Genomic DNA, 17482 nt, shown 5'->3' with positions numbered 1-17482 from the left:
ATGGAAACTCTCGCTTATTTCTTACCGCAAGTTTGGTTTGTCATTCTTGCCTTATTTCTCTTTCTCTACGTCACCCTTGATGGGTTTGATTTAGGGGTAGGAATTTTATCCCTAACGGCTTCTAACGAGGAACGCCGTGGCTTGTTAATGACCAGTTTAAGCAACGTTTGGGATGCCAATGAAACTTGGCTAGTCTTGATGGGAGGAGCGTTATTTGGTGCGTATCCTTTGGCTTACAGCACGATTTTGAGTTCCCTATACATTCCAATTTGGATGATGGTATTTGGGTTTATTTTTCGTGCGGTGGCGTTTGAGTTTCGAGAACATTCGGAACGCAAGTTTTTCTGGAATGCTGCCTTTGGTTTGGGGAGTTTACTGGCAACCGTTGGACAAGGATTTGCTTTAGGAGGCGTTTTAACGGGAATTAACGTCGATGAAAGCGGACATTTTATCGGCGGTGTTTGGGATTGGTTAAGTCTGCCTTCGATTTTAGTAACTTTAACCTTAATTCAAGGTTATGTGTTAAGTGGGTCAACTTATTTGGTGATGAAAACCGAAGGAGGATTACAACAGACTCATTATCGCACCGCAAAAATTGCAGCAATTACAACCTTAATCGGTGCGGTACTGATTACCATTACCACACCGATTTTCCTCGAAGAAGCGCGATCGCGCCTTTTTGAACCGCCGTTTCTTTACATTTTCGCCACGATTCCCCTATTAGGGGCTTTCTTCGTGTTCCAACTGTTACGAAGTTTGAATCAACAACAAGAAAGAGCGCCCTTTGTTTGGACAGTTTTGATTTTTCTTCTCTCGTTTCTGGGGTTAGGAATTATCGTCTTTCCCTACATTATTCCGCGATCGATCACCGTTTACCAAGCGGCGGCCGATCCCAGTGCGTTAGTCTTTATGTTGACCTTTATCGGCTTCTTAATTCCGATCATGTTGGCATACAACATCTACCAATATGTAGTCTTTCGCGGCAAAGTCAGAAGCAGCGATTACAGTGGTCAGTGACCAGTAATCAGTGATCAGTGAGTTAATGATCGATCAATCTTTCACTTTTACTCATTAAGTTTGAGAACTACTGGTCATACCAATTTAAAAAGTAGATGTTACATCTTGTAGGGTGGGCATTGCCCACCCTACTTCACTTAACTGGTCACTGATTGTTGTTGGGGTGTCAATTCTCGAAGCTGATCACAGTAATGAGACAAATCACCTCGATCGAGGCGATAACTCAAAGGATGAGCAATCAAATGAGCGGTACTTTCAAACAACAAATCAATCTCAACCAACCCATTTTCCTTGAGAGTGCGTCCAGTAGAAACCAAATCCACAATTGCTTCCGACATCCCAGTAATCGGTCCCAACTCCACCGAACCATAGAGGGGAACAATTTCCACAGGTAAATCTAAGCCATGAAAATGCTCTCGCGCACACTGAACAAACTTAGAAGCCACTCGCGCATGAGCAGGTAAAGAACGAGACTCCTGATAATTACTATCAGATTTTACCGCCACTGACAACCGACAGTAACCAAATTGTAAATCCGCCAAATCAGCCACTTTCGGAGTCTTTTCTCGCAACACATCATAACCAACAATTCCCAATTGTGCTTGTCCATATTCCACATAAACAGGAACATCCAACGCTCGCACTAATAACGCCCTCGCCGTGTTGGTGGGATCAACAATCTGTAAAGCGCGGTTTTTAGAATCATTAAACGCACTAAAATCCAACCCAATCTTTTGAAATAAGCGAATACTCTCTTCTAGTAACGCCCCTTTTGGTAAAGCAACAGTGATCATTATTCTTTGCACTTCCTAGACCAGAGAGTCATCCTATCACAATCAGGTGAATCAGATTTAAATAGTGCCTCCTGAAAAAGTCCATTGGTTGGTTTAGTAAGGCAAGAGGCAAAAGGCAAGAGGCAAAAGGCAAAAGGCAAAAGGCAAGAGGCAAGAGGCAAGATTTTGACGATTGAACAATTAATGAACTTGCATTTTTACCTGAACTTAATCGCCTCAAATCCTTATTTGGTAAAACTTTCAGTTTCCCAACAGGAGGCACTAAATAAAAAATCTCAACTATAGCGCGGTTGCAATAGGCAATGGGCAATAGTAAGATAGGATGACCTTCTAAAATCATCAACTATAATTGGCAAAATCTGATCCAGATGCAATGAACCGCCAAATTGTTCTTTCTACCCTCAAAGAACATTTAGAAGAAATCAATCAGTTTGGGGTGAAATCTCTCGCTTTATTTGGTTCTACAGCCCGTAATGAAGCCACCTCCCATAGTGATCTCGATTTTCTTGTGGAATTTGAAGGGGCTGCCACTTTAGATAGATATATGGGTTTAAAGTTTTTCTTAGAAGACCTTTTTAATAAGAATGTAGATTTAGTGACGCGACGTTCCCTGAAGTCCCAAATTACTGAACAAGTTCTCAAAGAAGCAATCTATGTCAAGGAGCATTCAACTATATCTCAAAGATATTCTTAACAGTATCAGAAAGATCAAACAATATATGTCTCACAAAACACAAAGCGAACTTTTAGAGGACGAACAAGCCTTTGATGCGGTTGTTTACAATCTCCAAATTATTGGAGAAGCAACTAAGAAAATTCCAGAGGACATCAGAAACCGACAGTCACAAATTGAGTGGAAAAATATTATTGGGATTCGCAATATTATTACTCATGCTTATTTCTCTATTGATGATGAAGTGGTTTGGGATATCATTCAAACTAAACTTGATCCTCTTCAAAGTTGCATTGAAACCATTCTCGAAACTGAAAATTTAGAAAATAATATTGAGTGAAAAGTCAGGTGACAGTTGATTCCCCCTTCGGTTCAAGGGAGATTGACCAAATTAATACCCCAGATGTTTCATTGCTTTGTCTGTCACCATTCTCCCTCTTGGTGTGCGTTGTAGGAAACCAATTTGGAGTAGATAAGGCTCATAAACATCTTCAATGGTGATCCGATCTTCTCCCGTTGCCGCTCCGATCGCATCTAATCCCACTGGTCCCCCGTGAAACTGATCAATCATTGTATTGAGAAGCAACCGATCGGTCCAATCTAACCCCATCTGATCCACTTGAAACAATTCTAGAGCCTCCGCTGCCACCTCAGCACCAATCACCCCCAAATTCTTCACCTGTGCATAATCTCGCACCCGTTTTAAGAGACGGTTAGCAATGCGAGGCGTACCGCGCGATCGAGTGGCAATTTCGATCGCCCCTTCCCTGACAATTTCCGTTTCCAAAACTTGAGCGGTGCGTAAAACAATCTCCGTCAACTCATCCAACTCATAAAACTGTAACCGTTGAATCATCCCAAATCGATCGCGCAACGGCGCCGTCAACGATCCCACCCGTGTCGTCGCTCCCACCAGTGTAAACGGCGGTAGAGGAATACTGCGCGTTTTCGCACTTTGTCCTTTTCCAACCGTAATATCCAACCGTCCATCCTCCATCGCGGGATAAAGCAACTCCTCCGTAATCCGATTTAAGCGATGAATCTCATCCACAAACAACACATCCCCCGGATTCAAATTCACCAACAATCCCGTAATATCTCGCGGACGCTCTAAAGCAGGAGCCGCCGTAATTTTACAGTTTACCCCCATCTCAGTTGCCAAAATCAGAGACATTGTGGTTTTTCCCAAACCAGGCGGACCATATAATAGCAGATGATCCATTGCTTCTCCCCGTTGTTTCGCCGCTTCGATCGCAATTGCCAAAACCGCCTTTAAGTCCTTTTGTCCGATATAATCAGCAAGGCGTTGTGGACGCAGTGAGTCTTCATTACTATTCGTTTCCTCTGTCGTCGGATTGCTTTGTAATAACTCATTGCGTGGCTTTCTCTCCTTTGGCGGTTGTTGTGGGGGGTTTCCTTGTTCCGAGGAGCGTCTAATCGCCATAATATTTGAGCAGTAATATAGGAAAAATCGAAATGGTCTTAGCTAAACGCATTTTACCTTGTCTTGATGTTAACGCTGGGCGAGTGGTGAAAGGAATTAACTTTGTTAATCTTCGCGATGCGGGTGATCCCGTAGAATTAGCACAGCGATATGATGCCGCGGGTGCCGATGAATTGGTATTTTTGGATATTACCGCCACCCACGAACAACGAGACACCATTCTCGATGTTGTGCGACGCACCGCCGAACAAGTATTTATTCCCCTCACCGTTGGCGGTGGGATTCAATCCTTAGACCATATTAAGAATTTGTTAAGAGCAGGAGCAGATAAAGTCAGTATTAATTCGGGAGCAGTGCGAAATCCTGATTTAGTCAATCAAGCCAGCGCCCAAGTCGGAAAACAATCGATCGTCATTGCCCTTGACGCACGACGACGAGACGATCTCGATCGCCCAGGTTGGGACGTTTATGTACGCGGCGGACGGGAAAACACGGGGCTAGACGCGATCGAGTGGGCGCAAGAAGTAGAAAAACGGGGCGCGGGAGAACTGTTAGTCACCAGCATGGATGCTGACGGCACACAAGCAGGTTATGACCTAGAATTAACCCGTTGTATTAGTGACGCAGTAAGCATTCCTGTCGTCGCTTCTGGAGGCGCTGGAAACGTCGCTCATATCTGTGAAGCCTTCACTGAAGGAAAAGCAGAAGCCGCCCTTTTAGCCTCCTTACTCCATTATGGACAGCTTACCGTCAGCGAAATTAAAACTTATCTAGGAAAACAAGGGGTTTCCGTGCGTCCAACCTAACCTGAATAACAAGGTTGATCCCCCCTCCTGGTCTGGAGGTTGGGGATGATGTTTTATTCAACTTAAAACTCTGCTTGCATACCATATTTTCTAGATTTTGCCCAATACTTTTCCTTATGGTTACTGTTTAATTATCTTTTAAAATCCAATGCTCGATCGAGGCTTGTCAATACGGGGAGGGGGGATATAAAGAACGAATTTTCTTGATTTCAGGGGCGTTTTCTGAAATTGGCAACACTTCCCATTATCTACGAATACTTTATCAGGAAACTCGATCGAGCGCAACCCCTAAAAAAAAATTTTTCGCCTTTTCTGGCTTCTCTTGATTTGTGATTTGGTATTGGCGAAAAAGGTATCGTGGAATAGGAATGATGCTTTATTCAACATGAGGATTCGTTTGCGTACCATATTTTCTAGATTTCAACCACTAACTTTCTCTATGGTTACTCTTCGATAACTCTTTAAATCCTTATGCTCGATCGAGGCTTGTCAATACGGGGAGGGGGGATATTAAAAACGAATTTCCTTGATTTCAGGGGCGTTTTCTAAAATTGGCAACACTTCCCATTATCTACGAATACTTTATCAGAAAGCTCGATCGAGCGCCACCCCTGAAAAAAAATTTCGCCTTTTCTGGCTTCTCTGGGTGTGGGGATAATGTCTGTCATTACACAGATTGACAAACAAATCTAGGGATTTATGTATTAAGATAGAGATAAATTGTTACATTTTGTTAAATATGTTGTTATTTATTCTCATTTTTGATGTCGCCCTCGTGGCTTGGTCATTACACTTAATGCAATCAGGGGTTCAATACCAAGAATTCTCCCTGATGTTAGCTGGAACATTAGTCGCACTTGCCGCCGCAGCCATTATGCTTTCCTCCGTAATGATGGAAAATTGTTTAGGCTATTTAGGTTGATTGCTTTTTTTCAGGGAAACCCTTGACAAAACGAAGACAAACAAGGGAAGATAGTATTTACTCGCGGGGCTATAGCTCAGTTGGTAGAGCACCTCAATGGCATTGAGGGGGTCAGCGGTTCGAGTCCGCTTAGCTCCATTAAACAACTAAAAGCAACATTAATGGTCGTTAAAATTTTCTAGACGTAGGTTGGGTGGAGAGTAGCGAAACCCAACACCAATCAGTGACCAGTTACCAGTGACCAGTGACCAGTAAATAGTGGATAGAAAAGAAGAAGAAAAACTACTCACTAACGAATAACGAATAACGAATAACGAATAACGAATAACGAATAACGAATAACGAATAACGGTCTTCATCTTTTGCGAAGCCTAATCCATGAACTTTTTCAGCAAGACCTAATTATGTCAAAGTGGTTAATTTCCCAATATCATTCCGAAGTTGAAAAAATTATCCAGTATGGGGGATCACGGAAAGAAACCTCCATCCGAACCGCCTTCCAAAACCTCTTAAATGAGTATTGTAAATCACGAGATTTTCTCCTCATTCCTGAACTCGATTATCCCACAGCATCAGGAAAAGTTGTCTATCCTGATGGGACAATTAAAGATGCGTTGCGGTTAGCTTGGGGATATTGGGAAAGCAAAGATCAAGAAGATAATTTAGACAAAGAAATCGAAAAGAAATTCGCTGCGGGATATCCCACCGATAACATCCTTTTTGAAGACTCCCAAACCGCCGTTTTATTTCAGGGAGGAGAAGAGTCTTTGCGCGTTTCTATGAGAGATGTTGATGCACTCGACAGAATCTTAAATCAGTTAATTAATTACGTTCGTCCCGAAGTCCAAGACTTTCGCAGCGCCATTACTCACTTCCAAGAAGACATTCCGACAATCTTAGAAACTCTACGAAAAAGTATCGCCACAGAAGCAGAAACCAATCAATCTTTTCAAACAGCGAGAAACAAATTTTTAAGCATCTGTCGCGAAGCCATTAACCCCGAAATTACTCCCGAAGATGTGCGAGAGATGATCATTCAACACATCCTCACAGAAGACATTTTTATCAACATCTTTCAAGAGTCACAGTTTCATCGAGAAAACAATATTGCCAGTGAATTACAAACCGTTGTCAACACCTTTTTTAAGGGGAAAGTCCGCAAAGATACCCTCAACACCATTGAACGCTATTATGGCGTAATTCGTCGTACAGCCGCCAGTATTTACAACCATCAAGAAAAGCAGAAGTTTCTCAAAGCTGTGTATGAAAACTTCTATAAAGCATATAATCCCAAAGCAGCCGATCGTCTCGGAATTGTTTACACACCGAACGAAATTGTCCGTTTTATGATTGAAACGACGGACTATTTAACCCACAAACATTTTAATAAGTTTCTCTCTGATTCTGATGTGGAAATTTTAGACCCCGCGACAGGAACAGGAACTTTTGTCACGGAGTTAATCGAGTATTTACCCAAAGACAAACTCAAACAGAAATATCAAGAAGAGATACATTGTAATGAAGTGGCGATTCTTCCTTATTACATCGCTCATCTTAACATCGAATACACCTACGCTCAAAAAATGGGTGAGTATGAAGCCTTTGAAAATATCTGTTTTGTGGATACATTGGATGATACGATTTATCAAGGGAAACAGTATGATTTGTTTGCGTTAACTGTTGAAAATACCGATCGAATTAAGCGACAAAATGAACGGAAGATTTCTGTGATTATTGGGAATCCTCCTTACAATGCGAAACAAGAAAACTATAGTCAAAATAATCCCAATCGTCCTTATGTTGGAATTGATCAGCGTATCCGAGAAACTTATGTGAAACAAGGAACAGCACAGAATCAAATTGTTGTTTATGATATGTACACTCGTTTTTTGCGTTGGGCTTCAGATAGACTAGGAAACAATGGAATCATTGCTTTTGTTTCTAACAATTCTTTCTTAAATGCTGTTGCTTTTGACGGGTTTCGGAAAGTTATCTCTGAAGAATTTAATGAGTTATGGGTGATTGATACAAAGGGAAATGCGAGAACCAGTGGAGAAAGACGACGAAAAGAAGGTGGAAATATTTTTACGGATAAGATTAGAGTTGGAGTAGCAGTTTACTTCTTGATTAGAAATGAAAAGCAAGAAGGATTTAAGACTTATTACACAGTCTTAGAGGATTATCTCAAGGCTGATGAAAAGTTAAGCTATTTTAGTTCTTATCAGTTGCAGCAAATTAGTTTTAGTCATGTCATCCCAGATGCTAAACATAATTGGATTCATCTAGCGGATGTAAATGATTTTGATGATCTAATTCCAGTGGTGGATAAAGAGGTAAAAGCTGGGAAGTCAGACAAAGCAATCTTTCAGTTATATTCTTCTGGAATAAAAACACAACGAGATGAATGGGTTTATGATTTTAGTCGAGACAACCTAGAAGCAAAGATGCGTTTTTTTGTGGAGGTTTATCAAGCAACTTTAGCTGATAAAGATTATCCAGAGAAAGACGCGATTAAATGGGATAGAGAGTTAAACAAGTATCTAGCAAAAGGAATAAAAAAGTCATTCTCAGATCAGCAAATTATCTCATCTCTGTATCGTCCGTATGTTAAAAGCAACTTATATCTAGATCGACATTTCAATGGAATGGTCTATCAATGGTTAAACCTTTATCATCCCTCTGAGAAAAATAGATATATTTCCTTTTCTGGTTTAAGCGCATCTAAACCGTTTCAATGTTTAGTTAGTGATACAGTTACCTGTCTCGACTGCTTAGAAAAAACACAATCTCTCCCTCGATATCGCTACGACAAAGAAGGAAACCAACTCGATAACATCACCGACTGGGGATTAAAACAATTTCAAGATCATTACAACGACAATAGCATCACCAAAGATGATATTTTCCATTACACCTACTCGGTTTTACATAATCCCAACTATCGAGAAAAATATGAACTCAACTTGAAACGAGACTTTCCTCGTCTTCCCTTTTATGACAACTTTTTCCAGTGGGTAAAATGGGGAGAACAATTAATAGACTTACATCTCAACTACGAAACAATTACTCCCTATCCTCTCCAACGAAAAGAGGTAAGCCTACCCAACAATCAAACGCAACCGAAACCGAAACTAAAAGCAGATAAAACCAACAACAAAATCATCATTGATAGCGTTACCACTCTCGAAGATATTCCCGAACAAGTTTGGGAATACAAGTTAGGAAACCGTAGCGCTGTGGAATGGATTTTAGATCAATATAAGGAGAAGAAACCGAGAGATAAATCGATCGCGCAGCACTTCAACAACTATCGCTTTTCCGATTATAAAGAACCCGTCATTGATTTAATTCAACGTATCTGTCGCGTCAGTATTGAAACCATTAAAATTACAGAAGATCAGTTAACAAAAGGAAGTTAAATCTTGTAGGGTGGGCAAGGCAAACCCTACTACTCCCAAATAACGAATAACAAATAACAAATAACGAATAACGAATACTGTTTAAGGAAACAGAAACCCACCGCGCTAACATTAGCAATTCTAAACTGTACTCTCTCACTGATTGCAATTGCTTATATTACGAAAAGTAAATCAGAACGAATTTCCGAGATTTTTCGCCCCTAGACTTGCTCGTCAACATTTTTCATGGTAAAGTATTTTTAGATAATGGTTATTAGTGCCAAAAATAAAAAAAACTCATTGAAACGGCGAGGATTCGTCACCTTTTCTTCGATCGCCCCCCTTGACAAATCAATTTATTCACATCAATTTTTGTAAAGCTAAATGTCCTGCCTCAGCCATAAAGTTGACAAAAATAAGAAACTGTGGTAAGCAGTGAAACGTAACTTCACCCAAGTTGGCTGTTGGGTTTCGTCTTCTCCACCCATTGCAGTGACCAGTGATCAGTGATCAGTGATCAGTAAGCAGTGAATAGTGAATAGTAAGCAATTAATTCGTAACAGATTGTAAGCTACTAAGTAACTGATTAGATCAAGAACAACTGGTAACTGGTCACTGGTCACTGGTCACTGGTCACTGATTGATGTTGGGTTTCGTCTTCTCCACCCAACCTACTTCGCATATTATTTGGTTTGAGCAATGGCTTGGCGATATGCCAACACTGCGTCTAACGGTTCGGAGTAAGTCACATAACTAGCGAGTAAATTTAAATCGAGATCAGGAAGAAATTGGCTACATTCTACTTGCCTATATTCTTGATTCTCTAAATGATAAAGTGTGAAGCAGTTCTCTTGCCAAAACCAAATTTCTGGAACATTTAAGCCTTGATAAATTGCTAATTTATCGACCCCACCACTGGTTTTAACCACTTCGATCGCAATATCGGGTAAGGCTTTGTCTGTACCAATACAAAAAGATAAATCGGGTTCTGCTCCGCCTCTGTTGGCTTCACTTCTAAAAGTTGTTGATCCTAAACTATAAAAACGGGTTCGCGTTTCTTCAAAATAAACCCCAAGCAGTCGTCCAATGTTATCTTTAAACACTTCATGTTGACGACTGGGCATTGTAATTTCTAACACTCCCGCTAAATAGTGAACCCGTAACCCTGGGGAATTGTCACCTAAGTCCGTTAAAAGGGTTTCGTAAGTTTGCCAACTGACATCTGTAATTCTATATTGCTGACTGGCTTCATCTGACAGCAACTCAGGATGTGTGTTGAGTTTGTCGATTAACATCGGATTCATCATTTTTACATGGCTCAATCAACCCCAAGATTCAAGAGAAGTTTTTTATCGACGTGCGATGATAAGACTCCCAACAAATTAAAATTATGTTGGGAGTCTTCTTTGCACATTAAGATAAATTACTTGGCTTGAGGAAAGGATTTCCTGACGGCGTAAGTGGTTACGACTTGCCTCAATCCCTTCACGAGTAATTAAGTCAACCTCGCGGTGAAAAATTGCCCTTAGTTCTGCTTCCATTTGCTCTAATGTTCTAAAAGTAGGGTGAGCATTGGGATGAAATTTCACCATAACATCAATATCACTATCAGGACGAAAATCCTCTCGTAGGACTGAACCGAATAGTGCAAACTCAATAAGTTGCCAATGTTGGCAAAACTCAGTAATTTGTTGCATTGGCAATTCAATTGAGATAGAGATATGAGTTACCTCCTGCATGATTCTGATTGATCTTGAATGATCTCATCAATCCATTTTTTTCGGGTGAAAGTTAAACCTGGTTGTAAACATTTAGAACAGGAACTGAACTATCCCACTCGTGGCACATGGTCGATTTGTGCGTAACCCGTGAAGACTAAGGTTTTATCTTGAGTTTCCAGACGGTTAACCCGCATTTTTACCCCATCGAGATCGAATCGATCGAGATCAACCATATGATTAAGTGTCTCACCGAGAACCGCCGTTAATTTTTCACTGGTGGCGCGATGTTCGGAAGGAACGTTATCTGCTTGAAACTGAACATCTTTAAATAAAATCCGCCGGCGCCGTTCCACTCCCAAAGTACAAATCAAACTCACGGGGATGATCCCTGCTTTTCCTAAATCGGCGTTTGCTTCTAATTGGACTTGATTATGAGGGAGTAAGGTTAAGCTGATTTCTGTAAAGGAGACTGGTTCTCCTCCTGAGAGTTCCGTTAAAGTGGGTGCAGTAAGATTTTCTAAGCGTTTCCTCACTAATTGCGCCTTAAAGGCGGTGTTAATATCTTCTTCTAGGAGTGAAACCTGCGCGATCGCCTGTGTCGGTTGTTTAAGCGCGATCGTCCCTTTGAGAGCGGAACTGAAATCGATCGCCACCGCATCGGTTTCAAACCACATTTCCTGAGTGCGAAACGCCTTGCGAATCACCAAACCCTTCCCATTCATATTAAAACTATCAATACTTCCCTGTAATAACTTACTAGAGGGATGACAGCGTACCTTAACCTCTAACTCATCACACTTTGTAAATAGGTGGCGCAGCGTATTACTCGCAACGCTATTGAGGAGATTTTCTCCCCAGTCACTACCCTTATTTTGAAAACCAGCTAAGCCACCAATCATGAAAACCTCCGTTAAAAAAAACTGAAATGCAAAGAAGCTGTAAAAAATTCTTGCATTCCTGACTTAAGAAATTACAGGTTTTTTACAATGGAATCCCTGCGAAACCTTTTTCGGCGCACCGTTATCACCAATTGAAGTTGGTTTTTTAACTTTGATCGTCCCTTCCGTTGTAACAAAATATTAAGCAGACGGCAATTGATTCGGATAAAAACCACAAATCAGATAGATGAGGCTTTTCAATACTCAAGGCAAAATCCACAAGTTTTAAGAGTCGTTACAGGGCGGTGAATCAGTGATCCCGAATCGTGTTATCCCTAAGAAAAGGAGATTAGGACAAAGTGCTTAGTTTTCCGATTATGGGAGGATAAAATAAAGTATGCTCAACAAAATTTTGCTTGCAGATTCAGGAACAGGTCACTCCGAAGAAATGTTGCAGTACCTGTTAGAACTACCATCACTTAAAAATGCTTCAGTTACAATTCTTCACGTGGTTTCCTCACAAGTAACCAGTGAAGCGATGACGGAAAAATGGGAAGAGGGGGGAAAAATCGTCGCTGGCGCAATTCAACGAATGCACCTTGATCCGACTCAGGTTTCGACAATCTTACGTCAGGGAGACCCCAAAACAACGGTTTGCGAAGTGGCGGCAGAAATAGAAACTGATCTCATCATTATGGGGTCACGAGGCTTGAAACGCTTAGAGTCAATTTTAGAGAACTCTGTCAGTCAATATGTGTTTCAACTGTCCACCCGTCCCATGTTATTGGTGAAAGATGACATTTATGTCACCCGCTTGAAACGCATTATGGTCGCAGTGGATCAATCCAAAGACGCTGAATATTGTTTAGAATTAGCTCTATTTTTATTGAAGGATATTCCTTCTGGTCAACTCTTGTTAGTTCAAGTTGATCCCGCAATGGAAAAAGGAGAAGTTTTATCAGGAGAACAAGCGGAAAAAAGTCCAATTCTCGCGGCTGCGGTGCAAAAAGTGAAGAAGCAAGGGGTTAATTATCGAGGGATTGTTTCAGGAGGGAAAGCGGGTCCGGCCTTGTGTCAAATAGCAGAAGAAAATAAAGCTGATTTGTTAATGTTAGGTTCTCCCGAACGTCGTCCCACGATCGCCCAAAGTCTGCCTGATTTAGATCGACTCTTGGGAACATCTCTCTCTGATTATGTCAGGGTTTACGCCAATTGTCCTGTTTTATTGGGACGCAGCGTTGATTAATCATAGTAATTCCCACAACCCCCGATGGTCGGGGGCTATAGGGAAACTAACTGCATCAAATCAAGAATTTAACAGCAAATTAAGCAGCTTCAATTGAAATCAGCACTAACAATCTAGTGTTGCCTTCCATTCCCAAGGGGTAATTTCAGTATTATAGTTATCCCATTGCTGAGACTTTAATTTGATATAAGAGGAAACAAAGTTTTCACCGAGGGTTTGAGATAGTATCTGATCGTTTTCTAAGTAACGCAACGCATCTAAAAGATTACTGGGTAATTGTTTCACTTTGTCTAAAGGAAGCGGATCAGTATAAGCATTATTATCATAACGCGGGCCTGGTTCTCTTTGTTCAACTACGCCATTCCAGCCAGCGGCAATGAGTGCGGCTGGCAAGAGATAGGGATTGGCTGCTCCGTCAGCCATACGAATTTCAAAACGATCGCGATCGGGAATGCGAATGGCATGAGTGCGATTATTTCCACTATAACTTGCGGTATTTGGTGACCAAGTAGCCCCAGACATGGTGGTAGCTGCCTTAATCCGTTTATAAGAATTTATGGTGGGATTGGTAAAGGCGCAAAGTGCTTGTGAGGAGTGAAGAATTCCTGCAATAAATTTATAGGCAAAAGAAGACAATCCTAACTCGCCTTGAGAATCACAAAAGATATTTTTGTTTCCTTCTTGATTCCAAAGTGAGAGATGAACATGACAGCCATTTCCTGTTAAATCCCGAAATGGTTTTGGCATAAATGTTGCTTTTAAGCCGTGTTTTTCAGCAAGGGATTTCACCATATATTTGAAAAAAGCGTGACGATCTGCTGTTGCTAAAGCCTCGTCATAAGTCCAGTTCATTTCAAATTGACCTTTGGCATCTTCGTGATCATTCTGATAGGGATTCCAGCCTAAAGTTGTCATCCCGTCGCAGATTTCTCTAATGATTTCATAACGACGCATGAGGGCTTGTTGATCATAACAAGGTTTCTGTTGATTATCCCAAGGATCGGAAATACAATCCCCTTCAGGGGTTAATAAAAAATATTCACATTCAACGCCTGTTTTAACTTGATAACCTTCAGTTTTTAACTGATTGAGGGCTTTTTTGAGAATTAATCTTGGGGTTTGTTCTAAAGGTTCTCCCGAGGTAGTATAGAGGTCAGCAGGCATCCAGGCGACATCGGATTGCCAAGGGAGTTGGAATAAACTATTGGGATCAGGAATGGCTAAAATATCGGGATCGGCGGGGGTTAAATCTAACCAAGCAGCAAAGCCAGCAAAGCCAGCGCCCTCTTTTGTCATTTTGTCGATGCTCGCTTTGGGAACGAGTTTTGAACGTTGTACCCCAAATAAATCAGTAAAAGAAATGAGAAAATAATTAATCCCTTTTTCTTCGGCAATATTTGATAAACTATTTTGTGTGGCTACCATATATTTTGAAAAAACTTATTTTTTTCGCATTATCTCCTGATACTTGAAGAGTCAATGTGTAATGAGATACAACTTATCTGATTTCAGAAAAGAGCAATTAGCTGACTATTGATGACCCAATTCTCTAAGGAAACAATTGTATGAATAATCAACGCTTCTCTCTGGTGGGAATTATACTTTTTCTGATTCTATTTAGCCCGATCGCTGATAACCAAGTGAATAAACGTTCCGTTTTCGCCTCAACTTTGCAACCGATCTCCTCGTGATAATAAATTTTTGACCGCAGTGGCGATGAATGTTTCATCTGTGGGGTTTTGAGAGGGATTCCCGGCGCGATGTCCCCAAATAGAGGGAATCGGACGATATTCGGCGTTAGGGATGCGATCGGCTTCGGCTTGACAGTCTTCTGGGGTAAAATACAAGTCTGTGGTCGCTGGCATCACTAAGGTTTTGCCTTTGATGGCACTGTAGGCGCGATCGCGTTCTCCCTGATAGACGGGATTATCGCTAAGATCACACCGTCGCCAGGTTTCCAGCATGGAGAGAAGATCATGAGGATCGCGCTGGCGATAATTGGGTTCCCAACCGCGCAGTAAGTAATCTTCTAGGGATGCAAACCCTTGTTTGTAATGTATTCCTTGCCGATAAAAGGCTGGGGAAGCAGCCCAACTGGCATAAATTCGCGCAAACGCCCGATAACCGCGTTCGGGAGTTCCTGAAAACTGATCCCCTTGCCATGTGGGATCGGCAGTGAGTGCAGCCCGTAAACTCTCCAGAAAGACTTGATTGTGTTCGGTGGTGCAAGCAGTGCCACATAATGCCACAATACGCTTAACCCGCTCTGGATGCAATGCTCCCCAATGATAAGCCTGTTGCGCCCCCATTGACCAACCATAGACTAGGGCAAGGGTTTCGATGCCAAAGACTTCTTTTAAGAGGCGATCTTGGGCGCGAATGTTATCCCAATGGGTAAACCAAAATTCTGATTCTCTTAGTTTACACTGAGGATCGTTGCTGGGAGAACTGGATAAGCCATTGCCAAACTGATTGGGAATAATAATAAACCAGCGATCGGGGTCTAAAATGCGATCGCGATGAATCAACCATTCTAAATCGGGATGTCGTGCGCCGTAAGATGTGGGATAGAGAATAACATTATCCCGAGTGGGGGAAAGTTCCCCATAAGTCTGATAAACCAGCTTGGCTTCAGGTAAGACTTTTCCACATTGCAACTCAAAGTTAGGGATAACAAAACAACCGGCTGCTGCGCCCATTCTTGACTGTCCTTTGCTTAAAAACGACTAACAATATTACGATTGACTTGCACATACCCTTTCTCGACTCGTTCAAAGTAAGGAGAAAGCTGTTGATGGGCTTTCGGTAAGGCATGAAAAGGGAGAGAAGGATAAAGATGATGTTCGGCGTGATAGGGCATATTCCACATTAACAGCCGTATCGGGAACAGGGTTAGGGTGGTGCGAGTGTTGGTGAGGGGGTTATCATCATCGGTGCAGCCAGTATGTTCAGCAAGGAGAATAAACCGCAGCATCGGTTGACCGACGGCGAGAGGAAGCATCCAGTATAAGAAAAACGCTTCGGGATGTCCCAAGGCACTACTGAGCGCGATCGCGCCGAGATAAGCGAATAGTTGTAGTCTTGCCGAGAGAATCACGTCTTTCCCCGATTTTTCTTGCAAAAAGGGATAATTTTCGATTTGACCTGTGGTGAGTTTCCAATACGTCTGGAGTTTTCCCCACCACCAAGGCAAACCGCTGAGTTGCCATAGATATTCTTGCCAGTTAGTGGGTTTCGGGTCTTCTAACTCTGGGTCTTTATCCGTTTGGGTATAACGATGATGCCATTTATGATAGTGACGGTAATAGGTGCTGTTGTAAAGAGATAAGAGTCCCGCTAACCACGCGATCGCGCCGTTGAGGCGATTAGTGGCGAAAGCGGTGCGGTGAACACACTCATGTAAAGCGGCAAACATGGAAGCCAGACTAAAGCCATAGACAACCAGAACGGGAAACACTAGCCATCCTTTCTCGATATGGCTTCCCCAGAGATAGCCACTGACTCCCATAACGGTTAAGTGGGCGATTAGTTGTAACAGTCCTTTACGATCAGACCGTTCGTTGAGGGATTTTAGGGTTTCCACTCCTAGCACTTGACGCGGGTTTACTTGTTTTTGATCCGTCAGCATATTTCTCTATTGGTTAACTTGTTACTACAAGTCAGGATAGCATATAGCAGTTCTAAATCATTCGTAAAAAGTAGATTAACCGTTCCCCCCTTCGTAAGGGGGGCTAGGGGGCGATCCCCCCTTCTTTTCCCCCCTTAATAAGGCAGGGCTGTTTCATTCTTTTAAAATTAAGGGAGGTAGGGAGATGGGGGAGACAAGGGAGACAAGGGAGATGGGGGAGATTTCAGGACTCTTTTTTCTTATGAAAAAGCCAAAAAGTAAGAAAAAGCGTTCGATCGAACGTACAATAAGGGGTTCAGGCGATCGCATTCAATTTTGACCCCGAGAATGAAACAGCCCTGCCTTCGTAAGGGGGGCTAGGGGGCGATCGCCCCTTCTTTTCCCCCCTTACGAAGGGGGGCTAGGGGGGATCATTTGGGATTGCTATATTTATGCTTGGTCATTGGGAGGATTGATTGCTGCTTCTAGGTCATTTTTCTGGCTGAGGGCGAGTTGTAATTCTACCCACTGCGGTCGTCTCCAGATTAAAATGGCAGTACCATTGAGACGGGCAGGAACAGCGCGATCGCGCCATAACCCCTGTAAACGATGGGGCGGTTTTGGTGTGGCGTTTTCCTGCAAAAAGGTCATTCCCCAAGCATCGGGAAGGGCTAAAATTCCTAAATTCTCGCAACGGTTGACCCAGACACACCAATGGTTTTGGGCGGGTTTTAAATGGGATTCAATCTTTTCTGTGGCAGTTTGGGAGGCACTGAGGCGAAAGTTCTTTTCACACAGTCGCAACAGGGAACAGGTTTCTCCTGCGATGGTGATGGTTTGGGATTGAAATACAGAAAGACGATGGGCGGTTTCTCCCGCAAGACTAGAGGCGAACGCCAGACCATCAACTCCTGCAAAGTCCCAATAGGTCGCAAGAGGGAGAGAAAGAAAGGAAACGGGTGTTTTTGACAGCATA

Annotated in this window: 19 protein-coding genes and 1 tRNA gene; 10 read left to right on the top strand and 10 right to left on the bottom strand. The window is 42.2% G+C overall.

Annotated features, from left to right (window positions below):
• Window positions 1–1017 carry a cytochrome d ubiquinol oxidase subunit II gene (cydB, locus tag DACSA_RS17595; RefSeq protein ID WP_015231037.1) on the top strand — a complete coding sequence of 339 codons (1017 nt, stop codon included), beginning with the start codon at window positions 1–3 and terminating at the stop codon, window positions 1015–1017.
• A 137-nt stretch (window positions 1018–1154) separates the two neighbouring features.
• On the opposite strand, the gene hisG is transcribed toward cydB, so the two are convergent.
• Complete coding sequence (gene hisG / locus DACSA_RS17590; RefSeq protein ID WP_015231036.1) at window positions 1155–1811, bottom strand: ATP phosphoribosyltransferase; 657 nt, start codon at window positions 1809–1811, stop codon at window positions 1155–1157.
• An 84-nt stretch (window positions 1812–1895) separates the two neighbouring features.
• Here hisG and DACSA_RS17585 point away from each other — a divergent pair, with 84 nt between their 5' ends.
• The 3 genes from DACSA_RS17585 to DACSA_RS17575 all read left to right on the top strand — a co-directional run bounded on the left by DACSA_RS17585 (window position 1896) and on the right by DACSA_RS17575 (window position 2824).
• Window positions 1896–2096 (top strand): hypothetical protein, encoded by a 201-nt coding sequence (locus DACSA_RS17585; RefSeq protein ID WP_041235574.1) that lies wholly within the window; start codon window positions 1896–1898, stop codon window positions 2094–2096.
• A gap of 88 nt (window positions 2097–2184) precedes the next feature.
• On the top strand, window positions 2185–2505 hold the full coding sequence (locus tag DACSA_RS17580) for a nucleotidyltransferase family protein (RefSeq protein ID WP_015231034.1): 321 nt from the start codon (window positions 2185–2187) through the stop codon (window positions 2503–2505).
• On the top strand, window positions 2465–2824 hold the full coding sequence (locus DACSA_RS17575; RefSeq protein ID WP_015231033.1) for a HepT-like ribonuclease domain-containing protein: 360 nt from the start codon (window positions 2465–2467) through the stop codon (window positions 2822–2824). The genes DACSA_RS17580 and DACSA_RS17575 overlap by 41 nt, the downstream gene beginning before the upstream one ends.
• A gap of 51 nt (window positions 2825–2875) precedes the next feature.
• Here the strand turns inward: DACSA_RS17575 and ruvB are convergent, their stop codons facing one another.
• On the bottom strand, window positions 2876–3928 hold the full coding sequence (gene ruvB / locus DACSA_RS17570; RefSeq protein ID WP_015231032.1) for a Holliday junction branch migration DNA helicase RuvB: 1053 nt from the start codon (window positions 3926–3928) through the stop codon (window positions 2876–2878).
• A gap of 32 nt (window positions 3929–3960) precedes the next feature.
• On the opposite strand from ruvB, the gene hisF reads away from it, so the two are divergent.
• The 4 genes from hisF (at window position 3961) to DACSA_RS17555 (ending at window position 5794) form a co-directional block, all read left to right on the top strand.
• Complete coding sequence (gene hisF / locus DACSA_RS17565; RefSeq protein ID WP_015231031.1) at window positions 3961–4734, top strand: imidazole glycerol phosphate synthase subunit HisF; 774 nt, start codon at window positions 3961–3963, stop codon at window positions 4732–4734.
• A gap of 526 nt (window positions 4735–5260) precedes the next feature.
• Window positions 5261–5392, top strand: coding sequence for a hypothetical protein (locus DACSA_RS22690; RefSeq protein ID WP_269544635.1), 132 nt, complete (start codon window positions 5261–5263; stop codon window positions 5390–5392).
• A gap of 81 nt (window positions 5393–5473) precedes the next feature.
• The gene (locus DACSA_RS17560) at window positions 5474–5656 is read left to right on the top strand and encodes a hypothetical protein (RefSeq protein ID WP_015231030.1); all 183 of its coding nucleotides are present in this window, start codon (window positions 5474–5476) and stop codon (window positions 5654–5656) included.
• A 65-nt stretch (window positions 5657–5721) separates the two neighbouring features.
• Window positions 5722–5794, top strand: a tRNA-Ala gene (locus tag DACSA_RS17555).
• Window positions 5795–5814: 20 nt separating this feature from the next.
• Here DACSA_RS17555 and DACSA_RS21120 read toward each other — a convergent pair.
• The gene (locus DACSA_RS21120; protein ID WP_156800847.1) at window positions 5815–6015 is read right to left on the bottom strand and encodes a hypothetical protein; all 201 of its coding nucleotides are present in this window, start codon (window positions 6013–6015) and stop codon (window positions 5815–5817) included.
• 45 nt (window positions 6016–6060) lie between these two features.
• Between DACSA_RS21120 and DACSA_RS17550 the strand changes: the two genes are divergently transcribed.
• On the top strand, window positions 6061–9075 hold the full coding sequence (locus DACSA_RS17550; protein ID WP_015231029.1) for a type ISP restriction/modification enzyme: 3015 nt from the start codon (window positions 6061–6063) through the stop codon (window positions 9073–9075).
• Between the two features lie 662 nt (window positions 9076–9737).
• Here the strand turns inward: DACSA_RS17550 and DACSA_RS17545 are convergent.
• The 3 genes from DACSA_RS17545 to DACSA_RS17535 form a co-directional block, all read right to left on the bottom strand.
• Window positions 9738–10361, bottom strand: coding sequence for a Uma2 family endonuclease (locus DACSA_RS17545; RefSeq protein WP_015231028.1), 624 nt, complete (start codon window positions 10359–10361; stop codon window positions 9738–9740).
• An 81-nt stretch (window positions 10362–10442) separates the two neighbouring features.
• Window positions 10443–10793, bottom strand: coding sequence for a nucleotidyltransferase family protein (locus DACSA_RS17540; RefSeq protein ID WP_015231027.1), 351 nt, complete (start codon window positions 10791–10793; stop codon window positions 10443–10445).
• An 89-nt stretch (window positions 10794–10882) separates the two neighbouring features.
• Window positions 10883–11674 (bottom strand): LmeA family phospholipid-binding protein, encoded by a 792-nt coding sequence (locus DACSA_RS17535; protein WP_015231026.1) that lies wholly within the window; start codon window positions 11672–11674, stop codon window positions 10883–10885.
• 376 nt (window positions 11675–12050) lie between these two features.
• Between DACSA_RS17535 and DACSA_RS17530 the strand changes: the two genes are divergently transcribed.
• Window positions 12051–12899 carry a universal stress protein gene (locus DACSA_RS17530; protein WP_015231025.1) on the top strand — a complete coding sequence of 283 codons (849 nt, stop codon included), beginning with the start codon at window positions 12051–12053 and terminating at the stop codon, window positions 12897–12899.
• A 105-nt stretch (window positions 12900–13004) separates the two neighbouring features.
• Here DACSA_RS17530 and glnT read toward each other — a convergent pair whose 3' ends face one another.
• The 4 genes from glnT to DACSA_RS17510 form a co-directional block, all read right to left on the bottom strand.
• Window positions 13005–14324 (bottom strand): type III glutamate--ammonia ligase, encoded by a 1320-nt coding sequence (gene glnT / locus DACSA_RS17525; protein WP_015231024.1) that lies wholly within the window; start codon window positions 14322–14324, stop codon window positions 13005–13007.
• A 239-nt stretch (window positions 14325–14563) separates the two neighbouring features.
• Entirely contained in the window at window positions 14564–15598 is a 1035-nt protein-coding gene (locus DACSA_RS17520; RefSeq protein ID WP_015231023.1) for an alpha/beta fold hydrolase, read from the bottom strand.
• A gap of 17 nt (window positions 15599–15615) precedes the next feature.
• Window positions 15616–16527 (bottom strand): fatty acid desaturase, encoded by a 912-nt coding sequence (locus tag DACSA_RS17515; protein WP_015231022.1) that lies wholly within the window; start codon window positions 16525–16527, stop codon window positions 15616–15618.
• Between the two features lie 429 nt (window positions 16528–16956).
• Entirely contained in the window at window positions 16957–17481 is a 525-nt protein-coding gene (locus tag DACSA_RS17510; RefSeq protein ID WP_015231021.1) for a hypothetical protein, read from the bottom strand.
• Window position 17482: the final 1 nt, after the last annotated feature.

Origin of the sequence: Dactylococcopsis salina PCC 8305, assembly GCF_000317615.1 — a bacterium.
Lineage (GTDB): Bacteria > Cyanobacteriota > Cyanobacteriia > Cyanobacteriales > Rubidibacteraceae > Halothece > Halothece salina.
This window is presented reverse-complemented; position numbering and strand designations above follow the sequence as displayed.

Coding starts and splice junctions, on each gene's coding strand:
- DACSA_RS17510 (WP_015231021.1), bottom strand. CDS start 17,481: ATGCTGTCAAAAACACCCGTTTCCTTTCTTTCTCTCCCTCTTGCGACC.
- hisG (WP_015231036.1), bottom strand. CDS start 1,811: ATGATCACTGTTGCTTTACCAAAAGGGGCGTTACTAGAAGAGAGTATT.
- DACSA_RS21120 (WP_156800847.1), bottom strand. CDS start 6,015: ATGAAGACCGTTATTCGTTATTCGTTATTCGTTATTCGTTATTCGTTA.
- DACSA_RS17575 (WP_015231033.1), top strand. CDS start 2,465: ATGTCAAGGAGCATTCAACTATATCTCAAAGATATTCTTAACAGTATC.
- glnT (WP_015231024.1), bottom strand. CDS start 14,324: ATGGTAGCCACACAAAATAGTTTATCAAATATTGCCGAAGAAAAAGGG.
- DACSA_RS17515 (WP_015231022.1), bottom strand. CDS start 16,527: ATGCTGACGGATCAAAAACAAGTAAACCCGCGTCAAGTGCTAGGAGTG.
- DACSA_RS17530 (WP_015231025.1), top strand. CDS start 12,051: ATGCTCAACAAAATTTTGCTTGCAGATTCAGGAACAGGTCACTCCGAA.
- cydB (WP_015231037.1), top strand. CDS start 1: ATGGAAACTCTCGCTTATTTCTTACCGCAAGTTTGGTTTGTCATTCTT.
- ruvB (WP_015231032.1), bottom strand. CDS start 3,928: ATGGCGATTAGACGCTCCTCGGAACAAGGAAACCCCCCACAACAACCG.
- DACSA_RS17550 (WP_015231029.1), top strand. CDS start 6,061: ATGTCAAAGTGGTTAATTTCCCAATATCATTCCGAAGTTGAAAAAATT.
- DACSA_RS17540 (WP_015231027.1), bottom strand. CDS start 10,793: ATGCAGGAGGTAACTCATATCTCTATCTCAATTGAATTGCCAATGCAA.
- DACSA_RS17560 (WP_015231030.1), top strand. CDS start 5,474: ATGTTGTTATTTATTCTCATTTTTGATGTCGCCCTCGTGGCTTGGTCA.
- DACSA_RS17580 (WP_015231034.1), top strand. CDS start 2,185: ATGAACCGCCAAATTGTTCTTTCTACCCTCAAAGAACATTTAGAAGAA.
- DACSA_RS17545 (WP_015231028.1), bottom strand. CDS start 10,361: ATGATGAATCCGATGTTAATCGACAAACTCAACACACATCCTGAGTTG.
- DACSA_RS17520 (WP_015231023.1), bottom strand. CDS start 15,598: ATGGGCGCAGCAGCCGGTTGTTTTGTTATCCCTAACTTTGAGTTGCAA.
- DACSA_RS17535 (WP_015231026.1), bottom strand. CDS start 11,674: ATGATTGGTGGCTTAGCTGGTTTTCAAAATAAGGGTAGTGACTGGGGA.
- hisF (WP_015231031.1), top strand. CDS start 3,961: ATGGTCTTAGCTAAACGCATTTTACCTTGTCTTGATGTTAACGCTGGG.